The organism is Lacinutrix sp. 5H-3-7-4 (genome assembly GCF_000211855.2).
Classification (GTDB): Bacteria; Bacteroidota; Bacteroidia; order Flavobacteriales; family Flavobacteriaceae; genus Lacinutrix.
In genome coordinates this window covers 75,898-97,378 of record NC_015638.1, presented here as the reverse complement: position 1 = coordinate 97,378, position 21,481 = coordinate 75,898, and the positions used below count along the sequence as shown (strand labels likewise).

The following is a 21,481-nucleotide window of genomic DNA, read 5'->3' as shown; positions in this document are numbered from 1 at the left end:
GATTACATAAAGCTTTTAAGTTCTTCATATCTTTGCAGCTCATTAAAAAACAAGACAATGCAAGACGGATTATACGCAAAATTTAATACCAATAAAGGTACAATTTTAGTTAATTTAGAATTTGAAAAAACACCTGGAACAGTAGGTAACTTCGTGGCTTTAGCAGAAGGTAACATGGAAAACTCTGCAAAACCTCAAGGTACTCCTTATTATGATGGATTAAAATTTCATAGAGTTATTGAAGATTTCATGATTCAAGGTGGTTGTCCACAAGGAACAGGAACAGGTAACCCAGGTTATAAGTTTGACGATGAATTTCACCCAGATTTAAAACACTCTGGACCTGGAATATTATCTATGGCAAATGCAGGACCAGGAACTAACGGAAGTCAATTTTTTATTACTCACATCGCTACAGATTGGTTAGATGGTAACCATACCGTTTTTGGAAACGTAGTAGAAGGACAAGATGTTGTAAATGCTATTGCTCAAGGTGATGAAATTGAAACTCTAGAAATAATTAGAGTTGGTGAAGCTGCAGAAAACTTTAATGCTATTGAAGCGTTTAGAACATTTGAAGGTGCTCGCGAAAAAAGGTTAGCAGAAGAAAAGGCAGCAATTGCAGCAGAATTAGATAAATATTCTGCAGGTTTTGACCAAACAGAAAGTGGTTTACGTTACCAAATTGTTCAAAAAGGAGATGGTGCAAAAGCAGAAAAAGGTAAAACAGTATCTGTACACTATAAAGGGACATTAACAGATGGTACCGTTTTCGATTCTTCTTATAAGCGTAATGCTCCTATTGATTTTGCTTTAGGAATGGGACAAGTAATTCCAGGATGGGATGAAGGTGTTGCTTTATTAAACGTTGGCGATAAAGCACGTTTTGTAATACCAAGTAACTTAGCTTATGGAGCTCAAGGTGCTGGTGGAGTAATACCTCCAAACGCAAACTTAATTTTTGATGTAGAATTAATGGCTGTAAAATAATACAGAACGCTTTTTTACAATAATAAGTAACAAATATTAAAATTAAACGTCTCATTTATAATGAGGCGTTTTTTTTATGCCTTAAAATTAAAAACCAACTAAAATATTAGCTATAAAAACCATTTTATCTCATGAAATATTCATTTTTACTATTCGTATTTTTAATTATTAGCTGTTCAAATACTGTAAATTATACTCCAGAATTTAAAGCAAAAACCGAAGGCACATATTTATATAGTTTAGACGAAACGATTGAGGTTTCATATAACGATAAAAACGAAATTTCTGTATTATGGCGTGGCGTAGATGTAAGACCAATAGCAATAGATCAAAACACTTTTACTAGTGTAGAAATGAATAAAAAACTTCGCTTTATAAAACATCCTGAAACTAATACAATGTATTTAACAGATGTTACCGAAGACGACAATAAAATTGCATACGATTACAAAAAGATGCCAGAAAATTTTAATGTACCAAGTGTACATTTAAAAAATAAAAATTATACTGAAGCTTTAAAGGGCTACTTAGCAATACAAAAAGAAGATTCTACCAGTGTTTATATAAACGAGTATCACTTTAATAAATATGGTTATAAATTAATGCGCGATGAAAATTATAAAGATGCTATTGAAGTTTTAAAAATTAACGCTGCTTTATATCCTGAAAGCGATAATGTTTATGATAGTTTGGGAGATGCTTATTTAAAAATTGGTGACAGTTTAAATGCTTTTAATAATTTTAAAAAATCTTTAGAATTTAATAACGGAAATAAAAGAGCAAAGCGCTTTGTAGAAGCCTATAATAAAGCGTAATTATTAGATTACTTAAAAAAAATAAACCAATTACTGTAGCATTATAATACTATAGTAATTGGTTTTTAAAGTAATATTATTTTTTTTCTGCGGTTAATTCTGCGATTTTACAAATAACCTCGGTAGCCTTTATCATACTTTCTACTGGTACGTACTCGTAACGACCATGAAAGTTATGTCCGCCAGCAAAAATATTTGGACAAGGTAAACCCATATAACTTAGTTGAGAACCATCGGTTCCACCACGAATAGCTTTAATTAATGGCTTAATGTTTAATTGTTTCATTGCTTCTTCAGCGATATCTACAATGTGCATTACAGGCTCTACTTTTTCTTTCATATTAAAGTATTGATCTTTTATTTCAATCTCAATTACTTCTTTTCCGTATTGTGTATTAATTTCGTTTGTAATTTTTTGCATCACTTCTTTTCGTGCTTCAAAATGCTCACGATCGTGATCACGAATTATATATTGCATAACGGTATCTTCAACTTCTCCATTAATAGAGTATAAATGGAAAAAACCTTCATAACCTTCGGTATGTTCAGGTGTTTCCATACGTGGTAAAGAGTTTATAAACTCTGTAGCGATGTACATAGAATTTACCATTTTACCTTTAGCATAACCTGGATGCACAATTTTTCCTTTTACACGAACTTTAGCTCCGGCAGCATTAAAATTCTCGTATTCTAATTCACCAATCTGGCTACCATCCATTGTGTAAGCCCAATCGGCTCCAAACTTTTCTACATCAAATTTATGTGCACCACGACCAATTTCCTCGTCTGGTGTAAAACCAACTTTTATAGTACCGTGCTTAATTTGCGGATTAGCAATTAAGTACTCGATAGCAGAAACAATTTCTGTAATTCCCGCTTTATCATCTGCACCTAAAAGCGTTGTACCATCTGTTGTAATTAAAGTTTGACCTTTATAGAGTAGCAAATCTTCAAAATAATCTGGAGATAAAACAATGTTTTCAGCTTCGTTAAGTATAATGTCTTTACCATCGTAACTCTCAATAATTTGAGGTTTTACATTTGCACCAGTAAAATCTGGAGTGGTATCAAAATGCGAAATAAAACCAATAGTTGGTACATCATGCTCTACATTACTAGGTAAAGTTGCCATTATGTAAGCATTTTCATCTATAGTAACATCGCTCATACCAATAGCTTTAAGCTCTTCTACTAAAGCGTTTGCTAAATCCCATTGCTTTGCTGTACTTGGCGTTGTGTCGCTTTCTGGATCAGATTCTGTGTCTATAGTTACATATCCTACAAAGCGTTTTATTATATCTTGTTTTGAAATCATATTAATTTCCTACTAAGGCAGGAATCTATTTAAAGGTTAACGAATAATTTAATAATGTAAAAATACAATTATTAAGTTTTTTTAAGCTTTTACATTGCTCATTTTTTTAATAAGAATTACTTTTGTGCAAACATTACTACATGTACAAAGCACTACTACGCCCATTATTTTTTCTTTTCGATCCAGAAAAGATTCATCACTTTACATTTTCGTTAATAAAATTTACTTGTAAGATACCAGGTATGGCTTCACTTTATAGAAGTTTATATGTGGTAGAAGATGCTAAACTAGAACGCAAACTCTTTGGTTTAACCTTTAAAAATCCAGTAGGTTTAGCAGCAGGTTTCGATAAAAATGCTGTATTGTATAATGAACTTGCAAACTTTGGTTTTGGCTTTATAGAAATAGGTACAGTAACACCAAAAGCGCAAGAAGGAAACCCAAAAAAGCGTTTGTTTAGGTTAAAAGACGATAAAGGTATTATAAACAGAATGGGTTTTAATAACGAAGGTCTTGATGCTGCTATTTCTCAATTAAAAAAGAATAAAGGAAAACTTATTATTGGTGGTAATATTGGTAAAAATACACAAACAAAACCAGAAGATTATACTAAAGATTATCTGGAATGTTTTAATGCTTTACATCCTTATGTAGATTACTTTGTGCTTAATGTAAGTTGCCCAAATGTTGGTAGTCATGCAAAATTAAATGACAAAGATTATTTGTTAGAATTAATAGGAACGGTACAAAAAGCGAATACTAATTTTACAACACAAAAACCAATTGTATTAAAAATTGCTCCAGATTTAAATAACGGGCAGTTAGATGAAATTATAGAGTTAGTACAAGAAACAAGTTTAGATGGTGTTATTGCCAGTAATACTTCTACAGATAGAACAGGTTTAAAAGCTACAGATGAAAGATTAGCCGAAATAGGAAACGGCGGTTTAAGCGGGCAACCAGTTAAAGAAAAATCTACTCAGGTTATAAAATATCTATCTCAAAAAAGTAATAAAGCTTTCCCTATAATTGGTGTTGGCGGAATACACTCTGCAAAAGATGCTTTAGAGAAAATTGAAGCAGGAGCAGACTTAGTTCAAATATATACAGGCTTTATTTACGAAGGACCATCGCTAGTAAAACAAATAAATAAAGCGTTATTGTAAAATTAGTTTTTGGGTTTTAGAGTTTCCGTTACTACTATTAAGTTTAAGTAAATACACACCTTTATTTAAATCTGAAAAATTAAGTTGAAAATTACTGTTTCTATTCGCTACGTTTAAGTCTTTAACTTTACTACCAAGAATATTGTAAACTTGAATTGTACTTAAATTATTATTGGCTGAAATGTTTATTATTCCGCTTGACGGATTTGGAAAAACCTTTAAGTTTTCTTCTTGTTGAAATTCACCTGTGCTAAGTGTTGAAGATTTAAAAGTTACTGTTAATTCTCCTACTTTATTGCCGTTAAAAGGCGAACCATTAATCATAGAAATTGCAACTTGCGGATTTGTTGGCGCATCTGCCGAATTGTAATTACTACCACTATCTGTACCAGCATCGTAAACAAAAACATCTATAGTAAAAGTAGGTTTCCAACTGGTATTGGTATCGTTTCTTAAATCAATACTATTTACAGCAATAAACCAATCTGGACTTGGCGCAATCATAGACACAAGTGTAAGTAAATGGTGTTCTTCATCAACTTCAATATTAGTAATAGTAGCCGAACCAAACTCTGCATTATTTGGTGAAAATGAAGTGTTAAACCATTCCTTTGTATTTGTAGCGTTTAGTACTTCGCTCATTAACGCAGTATTGTCTCCTAATTCTGCCATATCTTTTATTCCTACTGAAGCATTTTGCCCTAATTGAAAATATTCGTTTTCATTTTTATGCGTTGCACCAACAAGATTAGAAAAGTGATCGTTTGCAGGAATAGATGTGTGCTCTGTAGCGTTCCATGTGCTATTAAACGTCACATCGTAAATAGCGGTACTTTGTGCATTACTATTACTGCTGAATAGAAGAACAAGTGTAAATAAAATAAAACTTAAGAAGGTAAAGTTTTTCATATTCAAAAAAGATAAGTGTTTTAATAACAGTCGTTTTTTCAATATAAAACTTACAGAAACAGTGCCAGACTGTAATAAAATATTATTTTTAGCTCAAAATTTTAAATTTGAATTACGAAACACTTTTAGCGTTTGTTATAGCAACTTCGGCATTAGCCATATCTCCAGGACCAGACAATATATATGTATTAATGCAAAGTATTGTTAACGGTACAAAGTATGGTTTGGCAACGGTTTGTGGATTAATTTCTGGATGTTTAGTGCATACAACTTTAGTTGCTTTTGGAGTATCGGCTATTATAAAAGAAAACGATATATTATTTTTTATAATTAAATGTTTAGGTGCAGCTTATCTTTTATACTTAGCATTTAAGGTTTACAAAAGTGATGCAAAAGTAGAATTAAACGACACGGCAGTTCCTAAAAAAAGTATGTGGCAACTGTTTAAACAAGGTGTTATAATGAACGTGCTAAACCCAAAGGTTTCTATTTTCTTTTTAGCTTTCTTTCCTGGTTTTTTGTTTTCTGAAACACTTAGTACTGTAAAACAGTTTTATATACTGGGTTTTCTGTTTATGGCAACGTCATTTATTATATTTTCTTTAGTCGCCATTTTAGCAGGTTCAATTTCTACCTATTTAAAATCTCATAAAAATATAGGTTTGATTTTAAAGTGGTTACAAATAGTTGTGTTTGTTGGTATTGCGATTTTTATATTTTTCTCAAAAAAATAGCCTATTTTTATACTGAAATTGAATTAATACATGTCAAACCACGTAAAAGTTATAGAATGTCCAAGAGATGCCATGCAAGGCATTAAAGATTTTATTCCAACCGAAAAGAAAGTACAATACATACAATCTTTACTTCGTGTTGGTTTTGATACTATCGATTTTGGAAGTTTTGTATCACCAAAAGCAATACCGCAAATGGTAGATACTGCCGAAGTTTTAGCGCAGTTAGACTTAAGTAAAACAACAAGTAAGTTATTATCTATAATAGCCAATACGCGTGGTGCAAACGATGCCTGTACACATCCAGAAATAGATTATTTAGGTTATCCGTTTTCAATTTCCGAGAATTTTCAAATGCGTAACACGCATAAAACTATCGCGCAATCTATTGTTACGCTACAAGAGATTTTAAATAGAGCAGACCAAGCTAATAAAGAAGTTGTTGTTTATATTTCTATGGGTTTTGGAAATCCGTATGGCGATCCATGGAGTGTGGAAATTGTAGGAGAGTGGACAGAACGATTAAGTAAAATGGGCGTTAAAATACTTTCACTTAGTGATACTGTTGGTACATCTAATCCAGAAAATATAGATTATTTATTCTCTAATTTAATACCACAATATAAAAACATCGAGTTTGGAGCACACTTACACACAACGCCAACCACTTGGTTTGAAAAAGTAGATGCTGCATACAAAGCAGGATGCCGCCGTTTTGATGGTGCTATACAAGGTTTTGGTGGTTGTCCAATGGCTAAAGACGATTTAACCGGTAATATGCCAACCGAAAAAGTACTATCATATCTAACTACTAAAAAAGCACACGATTTAAATGCCATGTCTTTTGAAAGTAGTTATAACGAAGCCACTAAAATCTTCACTAAATACCATTAATTCTTATAATAGTTATTTGTTTTTCTACTAGTTGTTAATTTGTATATCACTGATTGTCAAAGTTTTATTTTAAATATTTATTCTTTATTTAAATTTAATCTAAATAAACTTGCATAAACTACTTTTCAGTTCTATTTTTGCAATCAAATTACAGTTCTATTTGTAATTAGTCTAAATAATAATAAATAAAATAATTTTATCAAAAATGAATAAACTAGTATTAGGTTTAGCAGCTTTAGCAACAATAACATTATCATCTTGTTCAAGTGATGATGATACAGGTGTTATAATTGAAACAAATAATGTAACAGCTCCAAACACTTACGTATTTGAAAGAGATGGTAACACAACAGTAAGCTTTAGCGGTCAAACAACACGTATACAAATGGCTCAGGAAATTGTTTCTGGCTTATCAAATACTGCAAATACTGAAACTATTTTAGATAATATGTTTGCTCACCAAGAAGGCGCAAACGATTTTAGTGATGCTGCTTTAAATGCATCAAATAAAAGTGTAAGAAGTAAAACAGCTGCTTCTACAGATTATTATGCTGCAAATACAACAGATGCTGCTACAATTAAAGCAACGTTTGATTTTTTTATAGAAGAACAAGTAAATACTGTATTTCCTAATTGGGATACAGACGCAAGCGCAGGAGTTGCAGGTTCTATTCAAGAAGCTGGTGGTGGTTCTACTAGATACGTAAGTGAAAAAGGTTTAGAGTATAACCAAGCATTTGCCAAAGGTTTAATAGGTGCATTAATGGTAGACCAAATAGTAAATAACTATTTAAGTCCAGCAGTTTTAGATGCAGGTGATAATGAGGCAAACAACGATGCAGATGTTTTAGATGGAGATAACAACTATACTACAATGGAGCACAAATGGGATGAAGCTTATGGTTATTTATATGGTAACGAAGCAAACCCAGCAGTTCCTGTTTTAGGCGCAGATAACTTTTTAAACAAATACCTTTCTAGAGTAGAAAACGATGAAGACTTTACAGGTATTGCAATGGAAATTTACAACGCTTTTAAATTAGGTCGTGCTGCAATTGTAGCTAAAGATTATGCATTACGTGATGCACAAGCAAACATTATAAAAGAAAAAATTTCTGAAATTATTGCAGTAAGAGCTGTATATTATTTACAACAAGGAAAAGCAGATTTAGGTTCAGATTGGGCTTCTGCATTCCATAGTTTATCTGAAGGTTATGGTTTTGTTTATAGCTTACAATTTACAAGAAAGCCAGGAACAAATGAGCCTTACCTTTCTAAAGACGAAGTTCTTTTTTATACAGATTCATTAATGGAAGGAAATGGTTTTTGGGATATAACTCCAGAAACTTTAGATACAATATCTAACGAAATTTCAGCAGAGTTTAGTTTTACAACTGAACAAGCAGGAAGTTAATTTTTAAGGTTAGTTTTTTAAATAGCGGCCTCCTTTTTTTGGAAGCTGCTATTTATTATTTTTGCAAATTAAATAAAAGAATAATATGTTTAAAAGAATATTAATAGTAGTACTAATAGTAGCAGGAATCTTTGCATGTTCAAGCTCAGACGATTCTAATTCTGGAAGCAGTACTAACGATACTTACAATAGAACAGCAATGCTTACAAACATTGCAGATAACATTATTATTCCTGGCTATCAAAACTTAGGTACAGAGTTAAGTGCTTTAGTAGACGCTAAAAATGCATTTGTAGCTAATGTAGATCAAACAAATTTAGAAACGTTAAGAGCCAACTGGTTTAGCGCTTACCAATCGTTTCAAGCAGTACAAATGTTTCAAATAGGTAAGGCAGAAGAAATTTTGTTTGAAGAGCAAATGAATATCTACCCAACCAATACTACAGATATTGAAAACAATATCGCCAATGGTAATTACGATTTATCAAGCGTAAACAATAACGATGCAGTTGGTTTTCCTGCTGTAGATTATATGTTATATGGTGTTGCAGATAACGATGCAGCTATTTTAACTACTTTATCTAACACTAATTATAGTAACTACCTGTCAGACTTAATAGACAGAATGCAAACACTAACCAATACTGTTTTAACAGATTGGACTTCAGGTTACAGAGATAATTACATTACAAATACTGCAAATGTAGAATCTGGTGCAGTAAACCAAACTTTAAACGCTTATGTTTTTTATTACGAAAAACGCCTTAGAGCAGATAAAGTAGGTATTCCAGCAGGCGTATTTTCTAGTACACCATTACCTTCTAAAGTAGAAGTTTTATATAAAGAAGATAACTCTAGAACTTTATTATTAGAAGCATTAAACGCTGTACAAGATGTGTTTAATGGAAAAGCAATTAACAGTAATATTGAAGGAGAAAGCTATAAAAATTATTTAATAGCTTTAGATAGAAATGATTTAGTTGAAGTTATAAACCAACGTTTTGATGCGGCAAGAACAAAAATTGAAGCATTAAATACAAATTTGAAAACTCAGGTAGAAACAGATAATACAAAAATGACGGAAGCTTACGATGCTTTACAATTAGCAGTCGTTTCTTTAAAGTCTGATATGTTATCCGCTTTTAACGTAAGTGTATCTTATGTTGATGCAGATGGAGATTAACATTAAAACAAAATAAATAAAAAGGTTGTCTATTTAAACGGGCAACCTTTTTTTTGCATTATGAATAGCAGCATTAAATCATACTTAAACGCAACTACAAATGCAGCACCTTTAGCTGTGTTTCGTATTGGTTTTGGTTTAATGATGTTGTATAGTATTATTCGTTATTGGGCAAAAGGTTGGATAGAAACCATTTACATACAACCACAATTTCATTTTAAATATTACGGTTTTGAGTGGGTAAAAACTTTAGGCGATTATACCTATATTTTATTTATTATCTGCGGCATCGCTTCGCTTTTAGTGGCACTAGGTTTTAAATATAGATTAGCAATTATAGCCTTCTTTTTAAGCTTTACTTATATAGAGTTAATGGAGAAAACCACGTATTTAAACCATTACTATTTTATAAGTGTTTTAAGTTTTCTCATGATTTTTTTACCGGCAAATGCATACTTCTCTTTAGATGCTTACCGTAATAAAATTCAATATAAAAACATACCACGATGGACAATAGATAGTATTAAACTGCTATTAGGTATTGTCTATTTTTACGCAGGATTAGCAAAAATTAATAGCGATTGGTTATTAAAAGCACAACCGTTAAAAACTTGGTTACCATCTAAATACGATATTCCATTTATAGGCGAAAGTTTAATGCACCAAAATTGGTTTCACTTTGCTATGAGTTGGTCTGGTATGCTGTATGATTTGTGTATTCCGTTTTTATTACTCTATAAAAAAACACGCGGTTTTGCTTTTGTATTGGTTGTGATTTTTCATGTGTTTACAAGAGTATTATTTCCAATTGGGATGTTTCCGTATGTCATGATTGTTAGTGCGCTTATTTTCTTTGATGCAAGCTTTCATAATAAAATAGTAAGTTTCATTAAAAAAGGATTACGAATTCCTTCCGCGAAAGCGATAGAAACAAAATCTGTTTTCAAATTAAAAAGAAAAACCTTAGTGCTACCAGTGGTTACTTTGTTTTTCGTTTTGCAATTACTCATTCCTTTTCGCTATTTGCTATATCCAAGCGAATTATTCTGGACCGAAGAAGGTTACAGGTTTTCATGGCGCGTGATGTTAATGGAGAAAATGGGAAACACGACCTTTAAAATTGTAAACGGAAAAACAAAAGCGTTTTTTTATGTTCAGAATGACGATTTTTTAACGCCATTACAAGAAAAGCAAATGAGTTTTCAACCCGATTTTATTTTAGAATATGCACACTACCTTGGTGACCATTTTAAAAAGCAAGGTCATGAGCATGTAGAAGTATATGCTAAAAGTTATGTTGCATTAAACGGAAGATTAAGTGCGCCGTTTGTAGATGAAACCGTAAATTTGTACGCCGAAAAAGAAACATTTAAACCCAAATTTTGGATTTTACCATTTAACGATGAGATTAAAGGATTATAAATTATTTTTCATTTGCTTTTTATTAGCAGCTATAGCCATTGCCCAAAACAAAATATCTGGAACAATTACAGACGCTTCTAACAATCAACCTATTGTAAACGTAGAGGTTTACGATAAAGATGCAGGATTGTTAACTACAACTAATACTTCTGGTTTTTTTGAATTTGAAACCGAAAAGCAAAACCTTACTATTGTGTTTTTTTCATACAATTATGAAGTTGTAGAGCAAGTAGTGACAGGTAATAGTACAATAGAAATTAATTTACTGCCTTTAGCCGAAACACTATCTGAGGTTGAAATATCTTCTAGAAAAGCAAAAGTATTTGCTTTAAAACGCTTAAAAGATGTTGAGGAAACTGCAATTTATGCAGGTAAAAAAACAGAAGTTGTTTTAGTAGAACAATCTATGGCAAGTTTAGCGTCTAACAACGCAAGGCAAATATACAGTCAAGTTTCTGGATTAAATATATACCAAAACGACGATGCAGGATTGCAACTTAATATTGGTGGTCGTGGTTTAGATCCTAATCGTACAGCTAGTTTTAATACCAGGCAAAACGGTTATGATATTAGTGCAGATGTTTTAGGTTATCCAGAAAGTTATTATACACCAGCAGCCGAAGGTTTAAAAGAAGTGCAAATTATTCGTGGTGCTGCATCTTTGCAATATGGAACACAATTTGGTGGTTTGGTTAATTTTAAAATGAAAGAACCTAACGCAACAAAACCTTTTGAGCTAATTACAAGAAACACCATTGGAAGTAATGGTTTGTATACAAACTTTACAAGCGTAAGTGGTACTAAAAATAAATTAAGCTATTACTCGTTTTTTAATTATAAAAAAGGTGATGGTTTTAGAGATAACTCAAACTTTGAATCTAAAAACGCATTTGCACATATTGGTTATCAATTTAATGAGCGTACAAAACTAACAGGAGAAGTAACTTATTTAAGATATTTAGCAAAGCAAGCAGGTGGTTTAAACGATAGCCAGTTTGAAGAAGATCCATACCAAAGTAACAGAGCACGAAATTGGTTTCAAGTCGATTGGTTACTATATAATTTAAAATTATCTCATAAGTTTTCTGATAATACAAACTTTACATTTAACGCTTTTGGTCTTGATGCTAATAGAACAGCTTTAGGTTTTAGAGACAGACGTACAGATTTATCTGATCCTGGTGGAGCAAGAGATTTAATAAGTAGCGATTTTAATAACTATGGTTTTGAAACGCGATTACTCTCAAAGTATAATGTGTTTAATAAGGAAGCTACATTTTTAATTGGTGGTAAGTTTTATAAAGCCGATAATAGTTATTCTCAAGGACCAGGAAGCGATGGAGCAGATCCTAATTTTGATTCTGCAATAGGTGATTATCCTTTTTACCCAACACAATCTGCATACGATAATCCAAATTTAAATATTGCAGTTTTTGGTGAAAATATTTTTTATGTAAGCGATAAATTCTCTGTAACACCAGGCGCAAGATTTGAATTTATTAAAACCGAAAGTATAGGGTCAAGACAAACATTTAATTTTGATGGCGCAGGAAATCCAATAGACGCTGGAGTAGAATATCAAGATATTGAAAACGAACGCTCTTTTGTACTTTTAGGTTTAGGCTTAAGCTATAAGGCATCAAAAGCTTTAGAGTTCTACGGAAACATCTCTCAAAATTACCGTTCGATAACCTTTGGAGATATTAATATTGTAAATCCTTCTAACGCTGTCGACCCAAATTTAGATGACGAATCTGGTTTTACTTTAGACCTTGGTGTTAGAGGTAATATTAACCAATTAGTATCTTATGATGCTAACGTTTTTGGATTGTTTTATAACGATAGAATTGGTTTAATAGATGCTGTAATTCCACCAGTAAATAACGTTGGTAAATTGCGAGTAAATGTTGGTGATGCTAGAATATTTGGAGTAGAATCTTTAATAGATTTTAATCTTAAAAAACTATTTAATTTAAATAATAAGTTTAGCGCTAATTATTTTATTAATTCTTCTTTTGTAACATCAGAATATACATCAACAAATTTTGATAATACAAGTAGTGATGTACGCGTAGGTAATAAAGTAGAGTTTATTCCAGATGTAAATATAAAAACAGGCTTACAGTTTGGTTACGGTAACTTTTTATCAAACATTCAATATACGTACTTGTCTTCACAATTTACAGATGCTGGTAACGATCCTGGAGGCGATAACCTAAATAGTATTGTTGGTACAATACCAAGCTACAGTGTGTTAGATGTTTCTGTCTCTTATAAATACAAACGCATTAAATTAGAAGCAGGAATAAATAATGTATTAGATAAAGCATACTTTACAAGACGCGCAACAGGTTATCCTGGACCAGGAATTATACCATCGGCAAATCGTAATTTTTATACTACATTACAAATAAAAATTTAATTTTATTAAGCCTTATTTTAATACAGTCTAAATACATATAGTTGAAATACAGCTATTTAAATTTGTTCTAAACACATTATTACATAGCTTTAAGTATTATTAATTATAAAAAATAAAAGTTATGTCTATAAGAATAGGAAATAGTTGTATTAATTGTGATAATTTATTAGAAAATGAAAACTGTAAAGTTCACGGTGTTAAAGTAAGTACAAGTTACACGTGTGATAGTTTTGAAATGAAAGCAGCTTTAAAAAACGATCCAAACTGCGATACTTGCGCAAGATACCAAGGCCCAACTTGTGCCAACCCACAAAAAGCAGCTCCCGGAATGTTATGCTCACATTGGGCACCACAAAACGCTACAGCATAAAATAAATAAGCATATATATTAAAAGGGTTAGCATTTTTTTGCTAACCCTTTTTCTTTTAAATTAAATAGTATACATTACTTGCTTAAATAAGCCAATATTCAGTTTTAAATGAAAAAATATATCATTGTTTTTCTTTTTTTTTGTTATGGAAATATACAAGCTAAAGAATGGAGATCTTTAAAGTGTTATAAAAAAGAAACTCAATTAGAAACACTTTCAGCTTCAGACTGGTTAAAAAAAGACAGAACAAAAAATACTATAGTTTGGCAAAAAGCTAATGCTTATAATTTAAGCAATAATTTACCGCAAGAATATGAAACTATAAAACAAAGGCGTGATTTTTATTTATGGTATTCAGCTGAAATAGCAAAGAAAGGTCATTATGTTACTTGGCCAACAATGGCATATTATATTAACAAAAAACTTAATCTCACTAATACTTTTCCGTTTTCGTTATTTGTTTCAAAAAATATAAAACAGTATGCGATTAACGGAAGTGAAGACGTGTTTAATAATTGTTTTGTAAATCTCTATGCATTATTTAAAAACAATAAACCATTAACTAAAATTGAAACGCAAAATTGGGATGAGCATATTTTATATATGGAACAGTATAAATGGTTAGAAAACATCTATAAAAATATGCCTGAGCGTACTCTAAACACAATAGAACGTATGGCAAAAAGAAAATGTCTCTATGCGCTTGTGGTACCAAAAGAAATAAAGTTTAAAGGCGATATTAGCAAGGCAGAATCACGTTATAATTATGCTTTAAATACACTAAAAGTATATTGTAAAAAGATATATAATTTAAAATAGTAATATTGTTTTTTTAAGTAAATAGCCTAAAAGTCTAAATTATAGCGTACATTTGCATGCAATTAATTCTAATTGCAATGACAGCACACGAAAACAAAATAGTTGGTGAAGGTTTAACTTATGACGATGTTTTACTCGTCCCAGCTTTTTCAGAAGTATTACCACGCGAAGTCAATATTCAAACAAAATTTACTAGAAACATTACCATTAACGTTCCTATTGTTTCTGCAGCCATGGATACGGTTACAGAAAGTAGAATGGCAATTGCTATGGCTCGTGAAGGTGGAATAGGTGTTTTACACAAAAACATGACTATAGAGCAACAAGCTCAAAAAGTACGTAGAGTAAAACGTGCAGAAAGCGGTATGATTATAGATCCTGTAACTTTGCCACTAACTGCTATTGTTGCAGATGCAAAAAGTGCTATGAGAGAACATAGTATTGGAGGTATTCCTATTGTAGATGAAAATGGACTTTTAAAAGGTATAGTAACCAATAGAGACTTACGTTTTGAGCACCAAAACGATAGACCAATTGTAGAGGTGATGACGAGTGAAAACCTTATTACTGCTGCAGAAGGTACAAGCCTTAAAGATGCTGAAAAAATTCTTCAAGAAAATAAAATTGAAAAGCTCCTAATTGTAAAAGAAGAGAAGCTAGTTGGTTTAATTACATTTAGAGATATTACTAAAGTAACTCAAAAACCAATTGCAAATAAAGATACTTACGGTAGATTAAGAGTTGCTGCAGCAATTGGAGTAACAGGAGATGCAGTAGAAAGAGCAGAAGCTCTAGTAAATGCAGGCGTAGATGCTATAATTATAGATACTGCTCATGGCCATACAAAAGGTGTGGTTGCTGTATTAAAAGAAGTGAAATCTAAATTTCCAAAACTAGAAGTTGTTGTAGGAAATATAGCAACTGCAGAAGCTGCTAAATATCTAGTAGAAGCAGGAGCAGATGCTGTAAAAGTTGGTATTGGTCCAGGTTCTATTTGTACAACGCGTGTAGTTGCAGGAGTTGGTTTTCCACAATTTTCAGCAGTTTTAGAAGTAGCAAATGCTATTAAAGGTTCTGGAGTACCAGTAATTGCAGATGGAGGAATACGTTATACAGGAGATATACCAAAAGCAATTGCAGCAGGAGCAGATACTGTAATGTTAGGATCTCTATTAGCAGGAACTAAAGAATCTCCTGGAGAAACTATAATTTACGAAGGAAGAAAGTTTAAATCTTACCGTGGAATGGGTTCTGTAGAAGCTATGAAAAAAGGAAGTAAAGACCGTTATTTCCAAGATGTTGAAGACGATATAAAAAAATTAGTACCAGAAGGTATTGTTGGTCGTGTACCTTATAAAGGTGAATTATTTGAAAGTATTCATCAGTTTGTAGGTGGTTTAAGAGCAGGAATGGGTTATTGTGGTGCTAAAGACGTAGAAACTTTAAAAGAAACAGGAAGGTTTGTAAAAATTACAGCTTCAGGAATTAACGAAAGTCATCCACACGATGTAACCATTACAAAAGAAGCGCCTAATTATTCAAGGTAAAAATTATAATTTTAGCATAAAAAAACACGATATTAATCGTGTTTTTTTATGCCAAATTTTAAAATATTTAAATTGTTAATGTTAATGTAATTAGTATTAAAATTAATAGCATACTTTCTATTTTTATAGTTTACAGTTAAAACTTAATTGAACATGGAAATTATAGGAAACATAATAAAAGGAGCCATAAATTTAAAAGATGCGCTAACACCTTCAGTACATCCAGTTGAAGCACAAGAAAAAGTTTTAAAAAATTTACTAGAAACAGCTAAAGACACTCAGTTTGGTAAATACTATAATTTTAAAAATATATTAGAATCAGAAAATATAACGGAAGCATTTTCTCAAACCATTCCCTATTTCGATTATAATAAAATTAATAAACAATGGTGGAGTAAATTACATCAAGGAGAAGAAAATGTTACTTGGCCAGGCGCACCAAATTATTTTGCATTAAGCTCTGGTACTACTGGAAAAACAAGTAAAAGAATACCAGTAACAGATGCGATGTTAAGTGCCATAAAGCAAGCAGGAATAGATCAAGTTACTGCTTTAAGTAATTTTAATTTACCAGCAGAGTTTTTTACAAAAGAAGCCATGATGTTAGGTAGCTCTACAGATTTAATTGAAAAAGAAGATCACTTAGAAGGTGAAATTAGCGGTATTACAGCCAGTAATATTCCATCTTGGTTTAAAGGCTTTTACAAACCAGGAGAAGATATTGCTAAAATAGACGATTGGGACAAACGTGTTAAAATAATAGCAAAACGTGCTAAACACTGGGATATTGGTGCCTTAAGTGGCATTCCATCATGGATGGAACTTATGCTTAAAGAAGTTATAGATTATCATAATTTAGAAAACATACATGATATTTGGCCAAACCTGCAAGTATATACTTCTGGAGGTGTTGCTTTTGGTCCGTATAAAAAAAGTTTTAATGCCTTATTAGGAAAACCTGTAACAGTTATAGATACTTATTTGGCTTCCGAAGGTTTTTTAGCATTTCAAGCCAGGCCAGAAACTAGTGCAATGCAATTGGTAACAAATGGCGGTATTTATTTTGAGTTCGTACCTTTTAAACCAGAGTATATAAATCAAGATGGTTCTCTAAAAGATAATGCACCTAGTATAACATTAAAAGATGTAAAATTAAATCAGGATTATGTTTTAATTATAACCACTGTAAGTGGTGCTTGGCGCTATTTAATAGGAGATACAATAGAATTTACAGATGTAGAAAAAGCCGAAATTAAAATAACAGGCAGAACAAAATTTTTTTTAAATACAGTAGGTTCACAATTATCTGTAAATAAACTGGATGATGCTATTAGATATCTTGAAGAAGAATTTAAAACTACAATTCCAGAGTATACACTTTGTGCAAAACGTTTTCAAGATGGTTTTTATCACAGCTGGTATTTAGGTTCAGAAGACTTAAATGAAGATAATACTAAAATAGTTGAAGCTTTAGACAGTTACCTTAAAAGCGCAAATAAAAATTATAAAGTAGCAAGAGGCAAAGCTTTAGAAGGTGTAAAAGTTACAGTTGTAAAGCCAGAAGTTTTTGCAGATTGGAGTGGTGCCAACAAGAAAAAAGGTGGGCAAGTAAAAATGGAACGTGTTATGGGTGAAGACAAATTTAAAGAATGGGAAACATTCGCTAACTAGTATTAAGACTTAGAAAGCTCTAAATCTCTTTTGTTAACTATATCCATTATCTCTTCTGGAGACAAATAATATTTTTTAATTCTAGCAATATATTTTTCATCAATATTAGCTTGGTTTAGTATAAACTCCTTTGTTTTTAAAATGTATTTTTCCATACCAGATCTTATAGCAAAAGTATCTGCAGAGCGTTCTGCTTCAGCAATATGATTGTCAGACAATAAATACTTTAATCCAAACCATACTAAATTTAAGTTGCTTCGGTTTCTATAATCCATTACATGGCCCAATTCATGTCCAATCCAACCAATTAATACATCTTTAGGCATGTTTTTAGTAAAATAAGTTTCGCCAGAAATTTTTACAGTTTCACTAATATAAATATTGTAAGAACGGTGACCTTTAGATTTAAAAAAACTCCCAAAAGATGGTTGTGCCTGCATGGTAGACTTTTTTATATTCTTTTTAAACTCAAAATTAATTTTTGTATTTTTTAATTCTGGGTAATAAGAGAGTGCAATCTCAACTTCTTCTTTTATTGAATTTGGTATAGTAGATTGGGCGTAAGTTATAGATGTCATTAAAAGTATTATTAATAGTTTCATATCTATTTATTAATATAGTATATAAAGAGATTATTTAAAATCATTTAACTATTAAGTCTATAAATTTTAACAATTATAAAATTAAGTAATAACGGAAACTTTATTTTAAATAATAATTAGCAAAACTGGAAGCCACATAATTATATATGTTAACACATTTAAATTAATAAAAAAGGTTTTATAATAATTCAATTATGTTAATAATTATGTTGTTTGTATTCATTTAAAATATACTTAAAAGCTATCTTTAAAGGTTATAAAAAAGGAAGTAAATGTCGTTTGATCGTATAAAAGAAAAACTTAATATTCTAGCCGATGCCGCAAAATATGATGTGTCATGTTCTTCTAGCGGAAGCAATAGAGCCAACAAAAACAAAGGATTAGGTGATGCATCAGCCTCTGGAATTTGCCATACTTATACCGAAGACGGAAGATGTGTTTCACTTTTAAAAATATTGTTAACCAACCATTGTGTTTTCGATTGTGCATATTGCGTTACTAGAAAAAGTAACGATATTAAGCGTGCAGCATTTAAGGTTCAGGAAGTTGTAGATTTAACTATAAACTTTTATCGAAGAAATTATATTGAAGGTCTATTTTTAAGTTCAGGTATTTTTAAAAATGCCGATTATACTATGGAGCGATTAGTTGCTGTCGCTAAAAAGTTGAGGTTAGAAGAAAACTTTAATGGATATATACATTTAAAATCTATTCCTGGAGCAAGCGACGAGTTAATGAGAGAAGCAGGCTTGTATGCAGATAGACTTAGTGTAAATATCGAAATTCCTACCGAAAAAGGTTTAAAACTTTTAGCTCCAGATAAAAATAGAGCCGATTTTTTAAAACCAATGAAAAAAGTGAAAAATGAAATAATTCAATATAAAGCCGAAAAGAAAATAATTAAAAGTACTCCTAAATATGCTCCAGCAGGACAAAGTACCCAAATGATTGTTGGTGCAAGTGGTGAAAATGATATGGAGATTATGTACACCTCTAACTATTTTTATAAAAATTTTAATCTTAAGCGTGTATATTATTCCGGTTATGTACCAATAAGTTATGATAATCGTTTGCCACAAATAGGAAGTCCTGTTCCAATGCTTAGGGAAAATAGATTATACCAAACCGATTGGTTATTGCGGTTTTACGGTTTTAATATAGAAGAGATATTAAACGACAATCATAAAAGCTTAGACTTAGATATAGACCCAAAACTGGGTTGGGCATTGCGTAACCTTCATGAATTTCCTATAGATATTAATAAAGCAGATAAAAGAATGCTTGCTAGAATTCCAGGATTAGGTATAAAATCGGTTTATAAAATTTTAAATGCAAGGCGTTATAGAAAACTTAATTGGGAGCATTTAAAAGCTATTGGTGTCGCTTTAAATAGAGCTAAATATTTTATTATCTGTGCTTCTAACGAATATGAAAAAAGAGATTTAACCGCCAGCAAAATAAAAGGTTTAATACAGCAAAACTCTAAAAGTAAGTATACTAAAACCTTATCTAACCAATTAAATTTGTTTGATTAAAATGCATACAACCTTAGTTTATGATGGCTCTTTTGATGGTTTTTTAACCAGTATTTTTGTAAGCTTCGATTTAAAATTAGAGAAAGTAAATATTGTTAAATCACAATTTTTTCAAGATTCTTTTTTTGAAGAAAAAGAAACCATAATTACAGATAAAGAAAAAGCAGATCGTGTTTGGTTAGGTTTAAAAAATAAAATGAAACCAATAGAATTAAGCAGAATGTATTATGCATTTTTAAGCGAAAATTCTATAGTAGAAAATACATTGTTTATGGCAATAAAGTATGTGTTTAAAAACAAAGGAAATGTAGCTTCCAACTTTTCTAATCCTTATATTTTACAAATTTCAAAACTATCTAAAAATGTAAGTAGAGAAAAACATAGAATGGAAGCTTTTGTAAGGTTTAAGCTTACAAAAGATAATATTTACTTTGCTAATATTGAACCAGATTTTAATGTGTTACCGTTAATATCTAAGCATTTTAAAAATAGATATGCAGACCAAAAATGGATGATTTACGATTTAAAACGTAATTACGGCATATATTATAATCTTGAAAAAGTAGATGTTGTTACTTTAGAGTTTGATGCTAACTATAATCCAACACAAAATTCAAAAGCTATCTTTAGTGATGCCGAATTGGAGTTTCAAGAACTTTGGAAAAACTATTTTAAGAGTACAAATATTGCTTCACGAAAAAACTTAAAATTACATCAACAACATGTACCTAAACGTTATTGGAAGTATTTAAGCGAAAAGCAACCAAATTAAACTTCTTGTGCGGTATAAACTTGACCACGATGTGGTTTTAAACGATCTCGTACAGGTTTCATTTGGTCTTCGTTAACCACTAAATAAGCAATAGCGTAAAGATCGTTAATAGCTTCAAAACCAGTGATGTTTAAAGCTAATTTTTCAGCTTGTATATATTCTTTCAAGTGTATTTCGTGATGTTCGGCAATTTTTAATGCATCAGGACCTCTAAAGTCCCATATTAATTTAAGTTGTCTCATTTTGAACGCTTAGTCCTTTTTCTGCAAAATTTTTAAAATCTAATAAATATTGCATGGTTTGTTTTTTTATTATGTTAGGCATAAAAACAGTCATCATTCGCATCATAAACTCTGTTGCAATAAATTCACTTTTAGAAACCCATTTAGTGTAACCTTCGGGAGTTTGTTCAAAATAATTTTTTTGAATGTTGTGTAAACCTTTTGTATCGTAATGTAAATGTAATTTATGTGGCAAATTATTTTTAGTAATAGTTTCTAAAAGAGTCATTTTTCGTTTGCCAAAATTGTAATTCAATTTCATTTTTGCACCTATTTTTCCAGGATCACCAGAAACATGCTCAAAACTAACAAGTCCACGTTGCCAATGTTTCATGTTCTCGTGGTTGTCTAGTTTTTTTATAAAGGTATCAATAGGTACTTCAATAATTATTGTAGAAGTATATTCCATAAGTGCTATTAATAATTTGGGCAAAATTAGTATTGTTTTAAAAATATAAACAAAACAAACGCTAAACGTTTTTTTTATTCGATAAACCGATTAGAATTTAAATTTTGACTACTAAATTTAATGGCTACTACTTCAAATAAATTAAATATCTTATCGTTTGGTATTGTACTTGCTTTATACTCTAATATTGTTATTTTTGCAACACTCAAA

The 21,481-nt window shown here is 31.0% G+C and carries 20 protein-coding genes; 15 read left to right on the top strand and 5 right to left on the bottom strand.

Translation table 11 applies throughout. The features are described 5' to 3' along the window. The first annotated feature begins 57 nt into the window (after nt 1-57). Together LACAL_RS00485 and LACAL_RS00480 are read left to right on the top strand one after the other, a co-directional pair. A complete protein-coding gene (locus LACAL_RS00485; RefSeq protein WP_013868726.1) occupies nt 58-990 on the top strand; it encodes a peptidylprolyl isomerase in 933 nt (310 codons plus the stop codon). A 131-nt stretch (nt 991-1,121) separates the two neighbouring features. Further along, nucleotides 1,122-1,805 (top strand): M48 family metallopeptidase, encoded by a 684-nt coding sequence (locus tag LACAL_RS00480; RefSeq protein WP_013868725.1) that lies wholly within the window; start codon nt 1,122-1,124, stop codon nt 1,803-1,805. 76 nt (nt 1,806-1,881) lie between these two features. Here LACAL_RS00480 and pepT read toward each other — a convergent pair whose 3' ends face one another. After that, nucleotides 1,882-3,120, bottom strand: a complete 1,239-nt coding sequence (gene pepT, locus LACAL_RS00475) for a peptidase T (RefSeq protein ID WP_013868724.1) — start codon at nt 3,118-3,120, stop codon at nt 1,882-1,884. A 140-nt stretch (nt 3,121-3,260) separates the two neighbouring features. Between pepT and LACAL_RS00470 the strand changes: the two genes are divergently transcribed. After that, on the top strand, nt 3,261-4,286 hold the full coding sequence (locus LACAL_RS00470) for a quinone-dependent dihydroorotate dehydrogenase (protein ID WP_013868723.1): 1,026 nt from the start codon (nt 3,261-3,263) through the stop codon (nt 4,284-4,286). Here LACAL_RS00470 and LACAL_RS14910 read toward each other — a convergent pair. Continuing rightward, entirely contained in the window at nt 4,278-5,195 is a 918-nt protein-coding gene (locus LACAL_RS14910) for a spondin domain-containing protein (RefSeq protein ID WP_013868722.1), read from the bottom strand. The two genes, LACAL_RS00470 and LACAL_RS14910, sit on opposite strands and share 9 nt — an antisense overlap. A gap of 107 nt (nt 5,196-5,302) precedes the next feature. On the opposite strand from LACAL_RS14910, the gene LACAL_RS00460 reads away from it, so the two are divergent. The 10 genes from LACAL_RS00460 (at nt 5,303) to LACAL_RS00415 (ending at nt 17,672) form a co-directional block, all read left to right on the top strand. Beyond that, complete coding sequence (locus LACAL_RS00460; protein ID WP_013868721.1) at nt 5,303-5,929, top strand: LysE family translocator; 627 nt, start codon at nt 5,303-5,305, stop codon at nt 5,927-5,929. Between the two features lie 30 nt (nt 5,930-5,959). Continuing rightward, on the top strand, nt 5,960-6,823 hold the full coding sequence (locus tag LACAL_RS00455; RefSeq protein ID WP_013868720.1) for a hydroxymethylglutaryl-CoA lyase: 864 nt from the start codon (nt 5,960-5,962) through the stop codon (nt 6,821-6,823). A gap of 205 nt (nt 6,824-7,028) precedes the next feature. Next, entirely contained in the window at nt 7,029-8,237 is a 1,209-nt protein-coding gene (locus tag LACAL_RS00450; protein ID WP_013868719.1) for a DUF4856 domain-containing protein, read from the top strand. 85 nt (nt 8,238-8,322) lie between these two features. Next, complete coding sequence (locus LACAL_RS00445) at nt 8,323-9,420, top strand: imelysin family protein (RefSeq protein ID WP_013868718.1); 1,098 nt, start codon at nt 8,323-8,325, stop codon at nt 9,418-9,420. A gap of 60 nt (nt 9,421-9,480) precedes the next feature. Continuing rightward, nucleotides 9,481-10,842 carry an HTTM domain-containing protein gene (locus LACAL_RS00440; protein WP_013868717.1) on the top strand — a complete coding sequence of 454 codons (1,362 nt, stop codon included), beginning with the start codon at nt 9,481-9,483 and terminating at the stop codon, nt 10,840-10,842. Beyond that, nucleotides 10,823-13,264: a TonB-dependent receptor domain-containing protein gene (locus LACAL_RS00435; RefSeq protein ID WP_013868716.1), complete on the top strand. Its 2,442-nt coding sequence runs from the start codon at nt 10,823-10,825 to the stop codon at nt 13,262-13,264. Before LACAL_RS00440 ends, LACAL_RS00435 begins: the two co-directional genes overlap by 20 nt. Nucleotides 13,265-13,385: 121 nt before the next feature. Continuing rightward, complete coding sequence (locus tag LACAL_RS00430) at nt 13,386-13,634, top strand: hypothetical protein (RefSeq protein WP_013868715.1); 249 nt, start codon at nt 13,386-13,388, stop codon at nt 13,632-13,634. A gap of 109 nt (nt 13,635-13,743) precedes the next feature. Further along, a complete protein-coding gene (locus tag LACAL_RS00425) occupies nt 13,744-14,454 on the top strand; it encodes a hypothetical protein (protein WP_013868714.1) in 711 nt (236 codons plus the stop codon). Between the two features lie 77 nt (nt 14,455-14,531). Then, on the top strand, nt 14,532-16,001 hold the full coding sequence (guaB, locus tag LACAL_RS00420) for an IMP dehydrogenase (protein WP_041301221.1): 1,470 nt from the start codon (nt 14,532-14,534) through the stop codon (nt 15,999-16,001). Nucleotides 16,002-16,154: 153 nt separating this feature from the next. After that, nucleotides 16,155-17,672 (top strand): GH3 auxin-responsive promoter family protein, encoded by a 1,518-nt coding sequence (locus LACAL_RS00415; protein WP_013868712.1) that lies wholly within the window; start codon nt 16,155-16,157, stop codon nt 17,670-17,672. A 2-nt stretch (nt 17,673-17,674) separates the two neighbouring features. On the opposite strand, the gene LACAL_RS00410 is transcribed toward LACAL_RS00415, so the two are convergent. Continuing rightward, on the bottom strand, nt 17,675-18,274 hold the full coding sequence (locus LACAL_RS00410; protein WP_013868711.1) for a hypothetical protein: 600 nt from the start codon (nt 18,272-18,274) through the stop codon (nt 17,675-17,677). A 272-nt stretch (nt 18,275-18,546) separates the two neighbouring features. On the opposite strand from LACAL_RS00410, the gene LACAL_RS00405 reads away from it, so the two are divergent. Continuing rightward, nucleotides 18,547-19,809 carry a putative DNA modification/repair radical SAM protein gene (locus LACAL_RS00405; protein WP_013868710.1) on the top strand — a complete coding sequence of 421 codons (1,263 nt, stop codon included), beginning with the start codon at nt 18,547-18,549 and terminating at the stop codon, nt 19,807-19,809. Nucleotide 19,810: 1 nt separating this feature from the next. Continuing rightward, nucleotides 19,811-20,581 carry a TIGR03915 family putative DNA repair protein gene (locus LACAL_RS00400; protein WP_013868709.1) on the top strand — a complete coding sequence of 257 codons (771 nt, stop codon included), beginning with the start codon at nt 19,811-19,813 and terminating at the stop codon, nt 20,579-20,581. On the opposite strand, the gene LACAL_RS00395 is transcribed toward LACAL_RS00400, so the two are convergent. Both LACAL_RS00395 and LACAL_RS00390 read right to left on the bottom strand, forming a co-directional pair. Beyond that, the gene (locus tag LACAL_RS00395) at nt 20,578-20,823 is read right to left on the bottom strand and encodes a hypothetical protein (RefSeq protein WP_013868708.1); all 246 of its coding nucleotides are present in this window, start codon (nt 20,821-20,823) and stop codon (nt 20,578-20,580) included. The genes LACAL_RS00400 and LACAL_RS00395 overlap by 4 nt on opposite strands. After that, nucleotides 20,810-21,295 (bottom strand): SRPBCC family protein, encoded by a 486-nt coding sequence (locus LACAL_RS00390; protein ID WP_371200054.1) that lies wholly within the window; start codon nt 21,293-21,295, stop codon nt 20,810-20,812. Before LACAL_RS00390 ends, LACAL_RS00395 begins: the two co-directional genes overlap by 14 nt. Nucleotides 21,296-21,481 lie beyond the last annotated feature (186 nt).

What these genes read in the sequence shown, in the direction of transcription:
- LACAL_RS00485 (WP_013868726.1), top strand. Translation starts at nt 58, where the DNA reads ATGCAAGACGGATTATACGCAAAATTTAATACCAATAAAGGTACAATT.
- LACAL_RS00480 (WP_013868725.1), top strand. Translation starts at nt 1,122, where the DNA reads ATGAAATATTCATTTTTACTATTCGTATTTTTAATTATTAGCTGTTCA.
- pepT (WP_013868724.1), bottom strand. Translation starts at nt 3,120, where the DNA reads ATGATTTCAAAACAAGATATAATAAAACGCTTTGTAGGATATGTAACT.
- LACAL_RS00470 (WP_013868723.1), top strand. Translation starts at nt 3,261, where the DNA reads ATGTACAAAGCACTACTACGCCCATTATTTTTTCTTTTCGATCCAGAA.
- LACAL_RS14910 (WP_013868722.1), bottom strand. Translation starts at nt 5,195, where the DNA reads ATGAAAAACTTTACCTTCTTAAGTTTTATTTTATTTACACTTGTTCTT.
- LACAL_RS00455 (WP_013868720.1), top strand. Translation starts at nt 5,960, where the DNA reads ATGTCAAACCACGTAAAAGTTATAGAATGTCCAAGAGATGCCATGCAA.
- LACAL_RS00450 (WP_013868719.1), top strand. Translation starts at nt 7,029, where the DNA reads ATGAATAAACTAGTATTAGGTTTAGCAGCTTTAGCAACAATAACATTA.
- LACAL_RS00445 (WP_013868718.1), top strand. Translation starts at nt 8,323, where the DNA reads ATGTTTAAAAGAATATTAATAGTAGTACTAATAGTAGCAGGAATCTTT.
- LACAL_RS00440 (WP_013868717.1), top strand. Translation starts at nt 9,481, where the DNA reads ATGAATAGCAGCATTAAATCATACTTAAACGCAACTACAAATGCAGCA.
- LACAL_RS00435 (WP_013868716.1), top strand. Translation starts at nt 10,823, where the DNA reads ATGAGATTAAAGGATTATAAATTATTTTTCATTTGCTTTTTATTAGCA.
- LACAL_RS00430 (WP_013868715.1), top strand. Translation starts at nt 13,386, where the DNA reads ATGTCTATAAGAATAGGAAATAGTTGTATTAATTGTGATAATTTATTA.
- LACAL_RS00425 (WP_013868714.1), top strand. Translation starts at nt 13,744, where the DNA reads ATGAAAAAATATATCATTGTTTTTCTTTTTTTTTGTTATGGAAATATA.
- guaB (WP_041301221.1), top strand. Translation starts at nt 14,532, where the DNA reads ATGACAGCACACGAAAACAAAATAGTTGGTGAAGGTTTAACTTATGAC.
- LACAL_RS00415 (WP_013868712.1), top strand. Translation starts at nt 16,155, where the DNA reads ATGGAAATTATAGGAAACATAATAAAAGGAGCCATAAATTTAAAAGAT.
- LACAL_RS00410 (WP_013868711.1), bottom strand. Translation starts at nt 18,274, where the DNA reads ATGAAACTATTAATAATACTTTTAATGACATCTATAACTTACGCCCAA.
- LACAL_RS00405 (WP_013868710.1), top strand. Translation starts at nt 18,547, where the DNA reads ATGTCGTTTGATCGTATAAAAGAAAAACTTAATATTCTAGCCGATGCC.
- LACAL_RS00400 (WP_013868709.1), top strand. Translation starts at nt 19,811, where the DNA reads ATGCATACAACCTTAGTTTATGATGGCTCTTTTGATGGTTTTTTAACC.
- LACAL_RS00395 (WP_013868708.1), bottom strand. Translation starts at nt 20,823, where the DNA reads ATGAGACAACTTAAATTAATATGGGACTTTAGAGGTCCTGATGCATTA.